The organism is Corynebacterium sp. HMSC077G07 (assembly GCF_001809225.1).
GTDB classification, from domain to species: Bacteria; Actinomycetota; Actinomycetes; order Mycobacteriales; family Mycobacteriaceae; genus Corynebacterium; species Corynebacterium jeikeium_D.
In genome coordinates this window covers 12702-26145 of record NZ_KV796515.1, presented here as the reverse complement: position 1 = coordinate 26145, position 13444 = coordinate 12702, and the positions used below count along the sequence as shown (strand labels likewise).

The window sequence follows — 13444 nt, the reverse complement described above, 5'->3', positions numbered from 1 at the left end:
TAGAGACCTTTCAAATGAATACAAATACAAGTGGCAAGTTGCCACATCGTGCGCGATTAAAGCTTTGATTTAAGCCTTGTCGTTTCGACCATACTCTGCCAAAGCTTCGCGGGCTCGCGCAACAACGGCGTTTTTCAATTTTAAGGGCTCAGCGACCGTTACGCTCGGTGAACGGCGGAGCACAAAGGAGACTGTTGCGGCCAAGTCGGACATCGGCACGTCAGCGACAGATTCCGACTGCCCTAAGCCTTGGTCAGAGACCAGTTCGGTATCCTCTTCTTCTCCCTCATCTTCGGTAAAGAAGACCGGTTCATAGTCTGCGATCCAGGTGGCGTCGGCGTCGATAAGCACACTTGCCCATTCGGACGTTCCCGTTTCCGTACCAAAGGCGTGGGGATCACGGATATCGACAGGCTCGGGGCGGTGGAAACCGGCGGGAGTGTCGAGGACCTCGGCGGCCTCCAGGCGGTCGACGCGGAAGCTCTTCTGGCGACGGTCTTCCTGCGCACGGTCCACAGCGCGGAGGTACGTCGTGGATTCAACTGTATAAACGTTGACACAGTCAAGCTCACGGACTGTAATCTGCCCTGAGGCATTCCGGTAGCGCACCTTCAACACCTTGCGCTGATGCAGCGCGGAATAAATCTGCTCAGAAAAGGAAAAGGCCTTGCCATTTTCCGCAGCGGTCGAGTCAATGATGGGGACGTTTGTTCCCAGAGCACTGCGTAGTTTTGTCGCGGCCGTCTGCGCGGCTTCGGAGGAAGTGGTGGCTGCGGAGTCCTCGATGGTTTCCAGGATGAGCAGCAAGGTCGCGGTTTCTTCGGCTGTGAGCGCGCGTGGCTGGCTGAGCACCGTTGCCTGAGGGCGAATACGGACATCAAAGCTGTTGCGGTAATCAACTTCAAAAGCCCGCACTCCGAGGAGTCCCGGCTGGTCAATATCTGCAATCTGTTCCACGATTGCCCGAATTCGGGCAAAAGGTATGGCCAGTTCGGTAGCGGCCTCTGTCATTGAACGGTGCTGCGAAAAGTACGGTACGACCGCCAACAACTCGTCGACACTGACACCTGCGTCCAGTTCCCGGGCTGCATGCACTGTCATTAGTTGCCCTCCAAAGCGTTCTTCGCACCATTCGAACCGCCATGGCGAGCGAGTACCTGCTCCAACCGAGCAATAATCTCCGACCGTGCCTCTTCAGGTGATTCCACAATCAAATCCGGTGCGTAACTCAAACCTGTGGACACAATCTCACTCACAGGTGCCGCTGGCAGCTCGTAGCGCCCATCCCCCAACGCGGTCGCTTTCATCACCACATCAGCGCAGGTATTCGGAGCGATACGAACAACCGCCTGATAGGTCTTGCCACCGCGGTGCAACATGTTTTCCGCAATCTGTTGCAAGTCACCATCGGGCATTGGCTGGGTCGCCGACGTCCCTGTATCCGACACATCGCGGATACGGCTGAGCCGGAACATACGCGCGGCCTCACGCTGCGGATCAAAGCCCAACACATAAAAGCGCCCGCGCAGGTTAATCAGACCCCACGGCTCCAGCATGCGCAGTTCATCATCCACGCCGTACTGGCGGGAGTACCACATCTCCACTGTCCGGCGCGGCGAGGTCATCGCGGTCAGCAGTGTGCTGAAATCCACTCGACTCATATCCACCGCATCGGCCACCACCACCGACTCATCCGGCTTCGCAATGGCGCTGCGCTGCGCAAACGATGCGAGCTTCCGCCACGCCGCCACAGCCGTCGAGCTCAGCTCCTCCGAACCAAACGCCGCATTCGCCGCCTGGAAAACCACCGAAGCCTCCGCTTCAGTGAACTCGGGGTCGTGCTGGGGCCACCGTAGTCTGTTCAGGCGCAGACGTTTGACCTTATCGCCCGCGCTTGACGACGAAACCTCCACCGGGACCCCGGCTGCCAGGAGTGCCGCGGTGTCCGCACGTAAATAACGAGCCCGGGAATCCTCGGAAACACGGGAGTAACCCTCGACATGTTTGGAGATCCACGACTCGCTGACCCACCCGGTGTCGTCGGAAAGCGCCAACAGCAGCTGAACCTGACGTTGGTTCTCACTGATCGCAGCGGATCCGGGGTTTTCCGATACCGGTGAGACAGACACGACTGTGGGGCTCCTTTTCCTGGGGCAGTTTCCGGGGACGGAACTAGTTATTCGAATCCGTATCCGAGGTCTTCTTCGCGGCCGTCAGAATCTCGATCATCTCATTGACCTCATCGTTTTCCGTGGCAAAGGGGTCGCCGAGCATAGTGGAGATGGGATCGTCGCCGGAGATTTTCAGGTGTGTCCAGTCCACTACGGTCTTCAAACTGGAGTCTTCGGCTGCAACGAGGAAATCACCGCGCAGCTTCGCACGAGTAGTTGGCGGTGCGATGCGGACCGCCTCAGCGACCTGCTCATCGGTAATCCACCGCGAGGCAATACCACGGGCTTCCAGCGCGCGGAAGATGCCTCGGCCGGGACGGATGTCGTGGTAGGCCAAGTCGATTTGATGAAGCTTGGGGTCCTCCAGCGTTAGACCGCGGTCCAGGTAGCGCTTCATGAGCGAGTACTTAATGGCCCAGTCAATGTCGTGCTCAATGAGAGACCAGTCACCGGTTTCCACGGCATCGAGCGCGCGACCCCACAGCTCGACAATGCGGCTCATTTCTTCGTTGGACGTGCCGGCACCGGCAATGCCCTTGTCCTCGTTGACCATGTTTTCTTCGCGGACCTTCAGCCACTCCGTCGCAGCGTCCAGGAACTCGCGTTGAATCTGCAGTGCGGTGGCAGTTTCGCCACTTCGCAGTGGAATCTCGGCCTTGCCGGTCATATCGCGGCTCACCGCACGGATGGACTTGATTTCGTTGGCGACTTCGAAGTCCGGCAACTTCACGCCGGCTTCAATCATCTCCAGTACCAGCTGAGTGGAGCCAATTTTGAGCGCAGTCGTCGTCTCACTCATGTTGGAGTCGCCCACGATGACGTGCAAGCGGCGGAATCGGTTGGAGTCCGCGTGTGGCTCATCGCGAGTGTTAATAATCGGCCGGGAGCGCGTCGTTGCACTGGAGACGCCCTCCCACACATGATCCGCGCGCTGCGAGAAGCAGTACTGAATCGGATCGTTGTGATACGGCGAGGTTGGGTACGGCAGGAAAATCTTCCCCGCGCCACAGATGAGCTGTCGCGTAACCAAGAAAGGTAGCAGCAGCTTGGACAGGGACTTCAGTCCCAGTTCACGTCCAACCAGGTAGTTTTCGTGACAACCGTAGGAGTTACCGACGGTATCAACGTTGTTCTTCAGCAGGTAGACCTTGCCACCGATGCCCTCGTCGGCAAGCTCTGCTTCAGCCTTTTCAGCGAGTTCATTCAAGATGACCTCGCCCGAGCGGTCGTACGCTACCAGCTGCGAGACCGAATCGCACTCAGCGGTAGCGTACTCCGGGTGGCTTCCGACATCGAGGTACATACGACCAGCATTGGGGGTGAAAATGTTGGTTGCCCCGTACTTAGCGATCACCGGGCGGAACATGTAGCGGGCAATCTCATCCGGTCCCAGACGGCGCGAGCCATCCAGCGTCAGAGTGATGCCGAACTCGGTCTCAATACCGGTGATGCGTCGGGTCAACGCCTGTGCCGGTACCGGTGTCGGCGTTGCTTCCGGCTCCTGCTGCCCTACCTGCTGGTCAGTCACTTTTTACTGGCCACCCTTCTGGACATACGAACGCACGAACTCCTCGGCGTTGTTCTCCAGCAGACCATCAATTTCATCCAGCAGGTCGTCAGCAGCTGCAACGTGCTCCTGAGCCTGACCGCCGCCAGCGACCTCGCCGAACTCTTCCTCGTCGCCTCCGCCGGAACCGCCGCCGAAAACCTGAGTGTTACCAGCCATGATATTGCTCCTTAAAAATGAACTTTTGAGTATTACTGCTCTATTACTGCACTATGTGTGCCTATTGTTCGCGGATAGCCCCGAGAGTACGCAGATGCTCAACCACCTTGGCCACTGTCTCCGCAGACTCCAACACGTCACCGCATTCTGCGGCAGTGAAACGGTCAACTTCATCCAGCGTAATGTAGGCCAGCGTAATTCCAGGCGACTCCACGTCACGAGTGCTCCGATACACCCCCGCGGTGTCCACCACCAAGCTGGTCCAACTGCCCGCGACGACATCCTTGCCAAAGCGGCGCAGAATGCCACCGCGTACATACGCACGCGTAGACTCCGGTGCGTATTCAACCGCTCGGTCGACTTCTTCCTCGGTCACGAGTGTGCGCATCGAACCGCGGCGCACCAGCGCATGGTACAGCCCACGAGCAGGGTCAATATCCGAGTACTGAATATCAATCAACGCCAACTTCGGGTGGTCCCAGCCCGCGCCCAGGCGGGTACGCAGGCCCTCCATGAGGTTGTATTTCGCCACCCAATCCAGCAGATGGGCTGCCTTGCGGGGGTCGTCGGAAAGCACGTCGAGCACTTCACGCCAGAGCTTGACGACGTCGCCCTGCTGGTCGTAGCTCTCCACGCGACGCAGGTACTCGTACTGCATTTCCACTGCGGACATCCACGTGACATGGTCTGCCAGCTGCAGCTTCTCGGTGCAAGTCAAGTCTCGGGAGACCTTATGGACGGCCTCGACGGGGTTGCGGAGCTGCAGGTCGTCGAAACGCACGCCGTCCTCGATGGCGTCGATGACCAAACCTGTGGTGCCCAGCTTGAGGAAGGTGGCGACCTCGCTCATGTTGGCATCACCGATGATGACGTGCAGGCGGCGGAAGCGATCGGAGTCTGCGTGTGGTTCATCGCGGGTGTTGATGATGCCGCGGTTCAAAGTGGTCTCCAGCGAGACCTCAGTCTCGATGTAGTCCGCGCGCTGCGAAATCTGGAAACCCGACTCCTGCCCCGTCTGCCCCAGACCCACGCGACCAGCGCCCGTGAACACCTGGCGGGTGACGAAAAACGGCGTCAGACCGGCGACGATGTCATCGAACTCGGTTTCTCGGGAGAAAAGGTAGTTCTCGTGGGCACCATACGAGGCGCCCTTGCCATCGACATTGTTGCGGTAGAGCTTCAGCATCGGACCTGGATTGCCCTCAGCATCGGTGGCTTCGGCGGCAAGCTGAGCTGCGCGCAGCATAATCTTGTCACCTGCGCGGTCAGCGATAACCGCCTCGCGGGCGGTTGCCGTCTCCGGTGAGGAGTACTCCGGGTGCGCGTGATCGACGTAGAAACGGGCACCATTTTGCACCAGCAGGTTTGCAGCGCCGACGGCATTCGGGTCAACAATCGGTGGCTGGTGGTAACGGCGCAGGTCGAAACCACGGCTGTCGCGCAGTGGCGACTCTGGTGCGTAATCCCAGCGGATGCGCCCCGACAGGCCCTCCTCCTGCTCATGCGCGAAAGCGAGCACGGCCTGCGTGGAGGTGAGAATTGGGCTGACATCCGGGTTGTCCGGGCTGGAAATGCCGTACTCAATCTCCGTGCCGAAGAAGCGGTTCGACTGTGCAGAACTGGCGGCGGATTTAGCCATGGCGAATCACCTCGACCGAGGCAACGCGCGCCGCTGGACGACCGGAGATGCGAGCCCACTCATCCGGGTTCGAGGTGTTTGGCAGGTCCTCGTTCTGCGCGAACTCCTCCGCCACTGCAGACAGCAGGTGATCCAAGCTAATACCAGCCTCGCCGCCAGCGATAACCGACTTGATGGCGGACTTCTTCGCACGGTCGACGATGTTGGAAATCATCGCGCCGGAGTTGAAATCGCGGTAGTACATAACTTCGCTGGTGCCATCGGCATAGCGAATCCGCACGTACTCGTTTTCTTCCGTCTTGGCGTACATCCGCTCAACAACCTGGTCAATGAGGTGTGCGACATTCTGCTCCACCCCACCGCGCGCTTCCACCTCGGCTGCTTTATACGGCAGCTCTGGAGTCAAGTACTTGCGGAAGATATCCTTCGCCGCAGCCTCATTCGGGCGCTCAATGCGGATTTTCACATCCAAGCGTCCTGGGCGCAGAATTGCCGGGTCAATCATCTCCTCGCGGTTGGTGGCACCAATCACGATGACGTTTTCCAGCCCCTCCACACCGTCAAGTTCACTGAGCAGCTGCGGGACCACTGTGTTTTCCATATCCGAGGAGATGCCCGAACCACGAGTGCGGAAAATCGAGTCCATCTCATCGAAGAAGACAATTACCGGCTTGCCATCCTCGGCAATGTCGCGAGCGCGGTCAAAAATCAGGCGAATCTGACGCTCGGTCTCACCCACGAACTTGTTCAGCAGCTCCGGGCCCTTGACATTCAAGAAGTACGATTGCGCCCGCTGCGCCTCCGCCTCGCTCTTGCCTCGGGATAGCGCAATCTTGCGTGCCAACGAATTAGCCACAGCCTTGGCAATCAGCGTCTTACCATTGCCGGGAGGGCCGTAGAGCAGCACACCCTTCGGCGGACGCAGGTTGTACTGTTCAAACAGTTCTGGCTGCAGGAACGGCATCTCCACGGCATCGTGAATCTGCTCAATCTGACTGTCCAAACCACCGATATCCGTGTAGGTGACATCCGGTACCTCTTCCAGCACCAGGTTTTCCACCTCGGACTTCGGAATGACCTCAAACGCATAGCCCGACTTGCGGTCAATCATCACCGAGTCCCCCGGCTTCGGCGACAAATCCCCCGCCAGAGACACCACGAATTCCTCACCGTGAGTATCCGAGGCCAAAATGCGCTCCCGATCCGGCAGCACCTCACGAACATTGGCGATGTCGCCGCTTTCCGGATAACCGCAGTCCTCCACGATTATCGAGCCCTCATTCAGACGCACCTGCGCACCCGGCCGAAGCGCCCGCTCATTAATCTCCGGCTGCACCCGCAGGCGCATCCGTCGATTTCCGGTAAAAACCTCTGCGGTGCCTTTCTCCGGCCCCGGCTTAAGGAAAATACCGTACGTGCTAGGCGGCTCCAGCATGTCCTCCATGTCTTGGCGCAGTAGCTCTAGCTTGTTACGGGAGTCCCGCAACAGCTCAACCAGGCGATTATTACGAATGCCGAGGTTGTAGTTCTTCTGCTCAAGATCACGGATTTTGTCAGACGGCGTTGTCATGTATCCCAGATTACCCATAGGGCCAGATGCCGTTGTTGCTTGGTCGATTTAGACCGTGTGTCGCATCACGCTTTACGACGGCTACACCTCCCAGCGCGAAGCGGCGGGTCTAGAGCTTCTTTTGATTTCGTCGCTGTGGGCGCGGAGGCACCGTGCCGTCGGCAAGCCTGCGTGCCCACACCAGGAATGCGGTATGCGCCTGCATACGGTGCGCCGGGCGGACGGAGAGATCCTGAACATTCCAGTCGCGGACCAGGGATTCCCAGGCGCGTGGTTCGGTGAAGCACTTCTGCGCGCGGATGCCCTCCATGACTTTCATTAGCTGCGGAACAGTGGCGACATAGACCATGAGCACGCCGCCAGGCTGAAGCACCTTCGAAACGGTGTCCAGGCATTCCCATGGAGCGAGCATGTCCAGAATGACTCGGTCGACCGGGCCGCCGAGCGACTCGACGGAGGCCTCGTTGAGATCGCCCAGGCGCAAGTCCCAGTTGTCGGGCTTGTGACCCATGAAGTCGACAACGTTGCGTTCCGCGTGCTCGATGTGATCCTCGCGGACCTCGTAGGAAATAAGCTGCCCGTCAGCGCCGATGGCGCGGAGCAGGTTGAGGCTGAGCGCGCCGGAGCCAGCGCCGGCCTCCAACACGCGCGCACCTGGGAAGATGTCGCCCTCGACGATGATCTGTGCAGCATCCTTCGGGTAAATCACCGCAGCACCGCGCGGCATGGACAGGACGTAATCGACCAGCAAGTGACGCATGGCCAGGTAGACGGTGCCTTCGCTGGAGGTGACGGTGGTGCCTTCCTTGGCGCCGATGAGGTCGTCGTGGAGGATGGTGCCGCGGTGAGTGAAGAACTTGCCACCCTCCTCGAGGATGACGGTGAAGTGGCGATTCTTCGAGTCAGTCAGCTGGACTCGGTCGCCGACTTGGAATGGTCCGCTCAATGCCATAGGTGTGTGGGCTCCTTTTGGGGTTTGGTTGGGTCGGGTCATGTCGGGTTGGGTCTGGTTCGGTTTGGTTGGGTCGGGTCATGTCGGGTGCAGCCAAATCCGGGCGGTACTCTAACCTGGCTAGTATGCCCGACAATGCCCAAAGTTCTAAGTCAGCAGTTCAACCTTCCCGCCGCTCTAAGTTGGCGCTGTCGCCGTCGAGAGCTAATGACTACCGCCAGTGCCCGCTGAAGTACCGGTTCCGTGCGATTGACAAGATTCCGGAGCCGTCGACTGTCGCGCAGGTCAAGGGCACGTTGGTGCATGCTGTGCTCGAACAGATGCATGCCTGGCCCCGTGAAGAACGCACTTACCCCGCAGCGGTGAAACGGCTGAAGCCGACCTGGGAGGACATGCGTGCAAAGGACGAGGAACTGATTGAGCTAGTTCCGGAGGATGATTACTACGACTTCCTGGTCGAATGCCGCGGCCTGCTCAAGGGGTATTTCATGATGGAAAACCCCATGGGCTTCGATGCGGCCGAGATGGAAAAGTTCGTTCAGCTGGTTATCGATCCGGATGCGGATCAGACTGTGCCATTGTCAGTGCCACTTCGTGGTTTTATCGACCGCGTCGATATTGCCCCGACCGGTGAGGTCCGGATTGTCGACTACAAGACGGGCAAGAAGCCCTCTCCTCGCTTCCAGGATGAGGCGCTCTTCCAGATGCGGTTTTACGCGCTGGTGTGGTGGCGGCTCACCGGTCGTATCCCGGAACAGCTGCGGTTGATGTACCTGAAGGTTGCCGATGACCTGGTGCTGAGTCCCAACGCGACAGAATTAGAGGCCTTCCAAGCGGAGATTGCCGACTTGTGGTCGGCGATCGTGCGCGACGGTGAAAACGGTGACTTTGTACCGAAGAAGTCCAAGCTCTGCGGGTGGTGTTCTTTCCAGGAGATGTGCCCTGCCTATGGCGGGGTCACACCGGAGTACCCCGGTTGGCCGGGTGCTGTCGGCGATGGCGGCACTGAGTAAAAGCTGCGGATGGGGTGGCTCTCGCGGCGAACTTAGCTTTCGCGGGGTGCCACCGTCGGCGGTAACGGTGTCAGTACAAGTTACTGACTAGGTTTATGACAGGTGAATGGACTTAACCGCTTCGATTTTGTCATAAACTTAGTCAGTTTCTCTATGCGGTGTTCTAGGTAGCCCCCCACTACAGCAGTGCGCTGCCGAAGGCGAAACCGAACGCGACGGACAGGGCAATACATAAGGTGCCTGGGATGATGAACGAGTGGTTAAACACGTATTTGCCAATTCGGGTTGTGCCAGTGTCGTCCATCTCCACCGCGGCAAGGAGCGTCGGGTAAGTAGGCAGTACGAATAGCGCGGAAGTCGCTGCGAAGGAAGCAATCGCAGTGATGGGAGAAACTCCCACCGCGAGTGCAGCGGGCATGATGGCCTTTGCCGTGGCCGCCTGCGAGTACAGCAATGCGGCCGCAAAGAATAGCACGATTGCCAGCATCCACGGCATTGTGGTCAGTAGGCTGCCGGACGCGGCCTTAATGTCGTCGATGTAGTGGTTGATAATTGTGGTTCCCAGCCACGCCACACCGAGAACGCAGACGCTGGCGGACATGCCCGATTTGAACACCGGTGTGTTCAAAATGGTTGCCGCGTCCAACTTGCAGGCCAGCACGATAACAGTGGCGGCGGTCAACATGATTGACATGATCGCCTCGTTTCGTGGGAGCGTGGGGTCAGCGATGAGGCCGACCTGTTCAGTGCTGATGGTCGCGTAGACCATCACCGCGAGAATCGAGAGTAGGAAAATCGCCACGGACCACTTGGCCGACTTGGTTGGCACGTATTCGCTCATCTGGCCACGTGGCTTGGAGACTAACCCCTTTTCCAAGCGGCTTTGATACTCCGGATCGTCGTCAAGCTCTTTGCCTAGGTGATTCGTGACAAAGGCGGTCGGAAGGATGGCGAGGAACGTCGAAGGAATGACAATCGCCAGGAGTGTGAGATAACCAACGCCGCGGGGTTCCATGAGCGAAGCCATCAGCACCACAGCCGCTGAAATGGGTGATGCCGTAATCGCCAACTGAGATGCGATGACCGCCACGGACAGCGGGCGGGACGGGCGAACGCCTCCCTCCTTGGATACTTCGGCGATAACTGGGAGGGTGGAAAATGCGGTGTGGCCGGTGCCGGCGAGCAGTGTCATCAGGTAGGTGACAACCGGGGCCCAGTAGGTGATGTGTCGCGGATTCTTGCGCAGCAACCGTTCGGCAATGTGGACGAGATAGTCCATGCCTCCGGCCTTCTGCATAGCGGCAATTGCCGCGATTACCGACATAATGATGCCGATGACATCGAACGGAATGTCGTCTTTGGTGACCGGAACCCCGGTGATGCCCAGCGCCAAAACGCCCAGCCCACCGGCGAACCCGATAGCAATTGAACCAAGACGCGCGCCAAGGAGGATCGCTGCTAGAACGATAGAGATTTGGACGGCAACTAACATGTGTATCTCCGAAAAGTCACTCGTTAGACTTGTTGCCGCTTAGGACAAATCGTCGAGGCGAGACTCCCCTGCCACGTAGCGCTTCCCCCGGTATTCCGGGTGCATGAGGTTCTCGGTGCTCAGGACCTGGTTGAGCTCCTTCTCGTCCATCAGCCCGCGTTCGAGGACAATGTCCCGGACGGAGCGGCCAGTGCGAGCGGCTTCCTTGCCAATCATATCGCCCTCGTGGTGGCCAATGACCGGATTCAGGTAGGTCACGATACCGATGGAGTTTTCCACATAGCCGCGGCAAACTTCCGGGTTAGCGGTGATGCCGGTAATGCACTTGTCGCGCAGAGTGTCGGTAGCACTGCGCAGCAGTTCAATCGACTCGAAGAGGCATGCGCCGATGACAGGCTCCATCACGTTTAGCTGCAACTGACCGGCCTCGGCTGCCCAGGTCAGGGTCACGTCGTTGCCGAAGACCTTGAAGCAGGCCTGGTTCGCGACCTCCGGGATTACCGGGTTAACTTTTGCCGGCATAATCGAAGACCCAGCGGCGCGCTCCGGCAGGTTGATTTCATTCAGTCCTGCTCGTGGACCCGATGCCAGCAGGCGCAGGTCGTTGCACATCTTGGAAATCTTCATGGCCGCACGCTTCAGGGATGCATGCACGCTGACGTAGGCGCCGGTATCGCTGGTGGCTTCGATCAGGTCCTTCGCAGAGGTCACCTTAAAGCCACTGACCTCACGTAGTGCCTGGGTCACGGCCTCGCGGTAGCCTGCCGGCGCATTCACGCCGGTACCGATAGCGGTTGCTCCCAGGTTGATTTGCAGCAGGCGTGCCGACGCAGTTGCGATGGACTCCTGCTCTTCCTCAAGGTTGTGGGCAAATGCGTGGAAAGCCTGTCCCAGGGTCATTGGAACGGCATCCTGCAGCTGCGTGCGGCCCATTGTGATGATGTCGTTGAATTCATCACCCTTGGCGTGTAGGGCCTCAACCAGGGAGTCGAAGTGCTTCTGCAAGCTCAGTAGCGACATGTGGATAGCAAGACGGAAACCTGTTGGGTAGGCGTCGTTGGTTGACTGGCACTGGTTGACATCATCGTTGGGGTGAATGACGTCGTATCGGCCCTTTTCCAGACCGAGCAGTTCCAGAGCGAGGTTAGCGATGACCTCGTTGGTGTTCATGTTGAGACTGGTGCCAGCGCCACCCTGGAAGACATCGATTGGAAACTGATCCATGCAGCGTCCCTTTTCCAGGATTTCATCACATGCGGCGACAATGATGTCTGCAACATCGCTGGGCAGCGTGTGGACGCGCTGGTTGGCAATGGCCGTGGCCTTCTTAACCATCACCATGCCACGAATGAATTCGGGCACGTCGTTGATGGTCTTGGCTGAGATTTGGTAGTTGTCGATTGCGCGCAGGGTGTGGATGCCGTAGTAAGCCTCTGCCGGAACCTCCATAGAGCCAAGCAGGTCGACCTCGGTACGTGTTGCGGACATGTGGAAGCAATCCCTTCTAGCCTTTTAGCAGGCCTAGTAGACGCAGCCTTGTGGGCCACATTTAGTGGCGATGATTGGTTACACCGCCAAAACTACAGTGCTGGCGTATGTGCCGCATGTACAGGCATAAAGTTACTGCTTCGGTCCGGCTAACGCCGTGCGCACTCTTAGTGTCAATATTACTACCTACGCTAGCGTAGGTAAAGGGTGGATTCAGCTAGGAAGCTCCCACTGGATAGCGTGTAAGGTTCGCGTGACTTAAATACGCGCGATACGGATATTCGAAGCCAAGATCGCCTCGGCACCAATCTTCGCCAGGGCATCCATGAGCGGGTTGGCCTCTGCCTTCGGAACTAGCGCGCGAACTGCTACCCAATCCTCGTTAGCCAGCGGCGACACGGTCGGACCAGACAGGCCCGGGGTGAGCTTGGATGCCTCTTCCAGCGCGGACGCACGGATGTTGTAGTCAATCATCAAGTACGTCTTGGCATGCAGAATGCCGGTCATGCGACGTAGGAACACCTGCTGCTCCTCGGTGACCTCTACGCCCTTGCGTCCGACAACAACTGCCTCAGAGCTGACCAAAACATCGCCGAATGGCTTCAATCCCTGCTTGCGCAGGGTACGACCGGTGGAGACAACATCGGCGATTACGTCGGCAACTCCCAAGCGGATGGAAATCTCCACTGCACCATCAAGGCGAATGACGGTGGCGTTAATGCCACGAGCCTTCAGATCCTCGCGCACCAGATTCGGGTACGAGGTGGCAATGCGCTTGCCCTCCAGAGCTTCTACGGTCCACTCCTCATCGGCCGGAGCGGCGTAGCGGAAGGTCGAGGCGCCGAAGCCCAGATTCAGAACCTCATCGACCGGAGCCAGCGAGTCAGCGGCCAGGTCGCGGCCGGTGATGCCCAAATCCAGATGGCCGTTGCCAACGTAGATAGGAATATCCTTCGGGCGGAGGAAGAAAAACTCAATGTCGTTGGCTTCGTCGTGGATGGTCAGGCTCTTGGAGTCGCCTCGACCCGGGTAGCCAGCTTCCTTCAGGATTTCGACTGCCGCCTCGGACAGCGATCCCTTGTTGGGCACGGCAATACGCAGCATGGTGTTGATTTCTCCTACAGGTACTTGTAAACATCCTCGGGGCTCAGCCCGCGACCGACCATGACCACCTGCAGCCAGTACAACAGCTGCGAAATCTCCTCTGCGAGGGCTTCGTCAGATTCGTGCTCAGCTGCAAGCCAGACCTCACCGGCCTCTTCGACAATTTTCTTGCCCTGGAAATGCACACCAGCGTCCAGCGCCTTGACTGTGCCCGATCCCTCGGGGCGCGACTGTGCTTTTTCCTTCAGCTCTGCAAACAGGTCATCAAAGTTCTTCACCCGGTCTATTG

Annotated in this window: 12 protein-coding genes; 1 reads left to right on the top strand and 11 read right to left on the bottom strand. The window is 58.6% G+C overall.

The features are described 5' to 3' along the window. Nucleotides 1-69: 69 nt before the first annotated feature. The 7 genes from HMPREF2562_RS00120 to HMPREF2562_RS00090 all read right to left on the bottom strand — a co-directional run bounded on the left by HMPREF2562_RS00120 (nucleotide 70) and on the right by HMPREF2562_RS00090 (nucleotide 8058). Nucleotides 70-1101: a helix-turn-helix transcriptional regulator gene (locus HMPREF2562_RS00120; protein ID WP_070549292.1), complete on the bottom strand. Its 1032-nt coding sequence runs from the start codon at nucleotides 1099-1101 to the stop codon at nucleotides 70-72. Further along, entirely contained in the window at nucleotides 1101-2129 is a 1029-nt protein-coding gene (locus HMPREF2562_RS00115; protein ID WP_070549290.1) for a helix-turn-helix transcriptional regulator, read from the bottom strand. The genes HMPREF2562_RS00120 and HMPREF2562_RS00115 overlap by 1 nt, the downstream gene beginning before the upstream one ends. Before the next feature lie 43 nt (nucleotides 2130-2172). After that, complete coding sequence (gene pafA, locus HMPREF2562_RS00110; RefSeq protein ID WP_049189969.1) at nucleotides 2173-3633, bottom strand: Pup--protein ligase; 1461 nt, start codon at nucleotides 3631-3633, stop codon at nucleotides 2173-2175. Between the two features lie 69 nt (nucleotides 3634-3702). Then, nucleotides 3703-3897 carry a ubiquitin-like protein Pup gene (locus tag HMPREF2562_RS00105; RefSeq protein ID WP_005510795.1) on the bottom strand — a complete coding sequence of 65 codons (195 nt, stop codon included), beginning with the start codon at nucleotides 3895-3897 and terminating at the stop codon, nucleotides 3703-3705. A gap of 61 nt (nucleotides 3898-3958) precedes the next feature. After that, the gene (dop, locus tag HMPREF2562_RS00100) at nucleotides 3959-5536 is read right to left on the bottom strand and encodes a depupylase/deamidase Dop (protein WP_049170549.1); all 1578 of its coding nucleotides are present in this window, start codon (nucleotides 5534-5536) and stop codon (nucleotides 3959-3961) included. Continuing rightward, nucleotides 5529-7106, bottom strand: a complete 1578-nt coding sequence (gene arc / locus HMPREF2562_RS00095; RefSeq protein ID WP_126108030.1) for a proteasome ATPase — start codon at nucleotides 7104-7106, stop codon at nucleotides 5529-5531. Before arc ends, dop begins: the two co-directional genes overlap by 8 nt. A 109-nt stretch (nucleotides 7107-7215) precedes the next feature. Next, on the bottom strand, nucleotides 7216-8058 hold the full coding sequence (locus HMPREF2562_RS00090) for a tRNA (adenine-N1)-methyltransferase (RefSeq protein WP_049170556.1): 843 nt from the start codon (nucleotides 8056-8058) through the stop codon (nucleotides 7216-7218). 125 nt (nucleotides 8059-8183) lie between these two features. On the opposite strand from HMPREF2562_RS00090, the gene HMPREF2562_RS00085 reads away from it, so the two are divergent. Then, complete coding sequence (locus HMPREF2562_RS00085) at nucleotides 8184-9071, top strand: RecB family exonuclease (protein ID WP_049170646.1); 888 nt, start codon at nucleotides 8184-8186, stop codon at nucleotides 9069-9071. Nucleotides 9072-9249: 178 nt separating this feature from the next. On the opposite strand, the gene HMPREF2562_RS00080 is transcribed toward HMPREF2562_RS00085, so the two are convergent. From HMPREF2562_RS00080 to HMPREF2562_RS00065, 4 genes are all read right to left on the bottom strand, one after another. Then, on the bottom strand, nucleotides 9250-10563 hold the full coding sequence (locus HMPREF2562_RS00080) for an anaerobic C4-dicarboxylate transporter (protein WP_016422794.1): 1314 nt from the start codon (nucleotides 10561-10563) through the stop codon (nucleotides 9250-9252). A gap of 39 nt (nucleotides 10564-10602) precedes the next feature. After that, on the bottom strand, nucleotides 10603-12051 hold the full coding sequence (gene aspA, locus HMPREF2562_RS00075; protein ID WP_016422793.1) for an aspartate ammonia-lyase: 1449 nt from the start codon (nucleotides 12049-12051) through the stop codon (nucleotides 10603-10605). A 258-nt stretch (nucleotides 12052-12309) separates the two neighbouring features. Then, nucleotides 12310-13155, bottom strand: a complete 846-nt coding sequence (hisG, locus tag HMPREF2562_RS00070) for an ATP phosphoribosyltransferase (protein ID WP_016422792.1) — start codon at nucleotides 13153-13155, stop codon at nucleotides 12310-12312. Between the two features lie 14 nt (nucleotides 13156-13169). After that, entirely contained in the window at nucleotides 13170-13433 is a 264-nt protein-coding gene (locus HMPREF2562_RS00065) for a phosphoribosyl-ATP diphosphatase (protein ID WP_005510825.1), read from the bottom strand. Nucleotides 13434-13444: the final 11 nt, after the last annotated feature.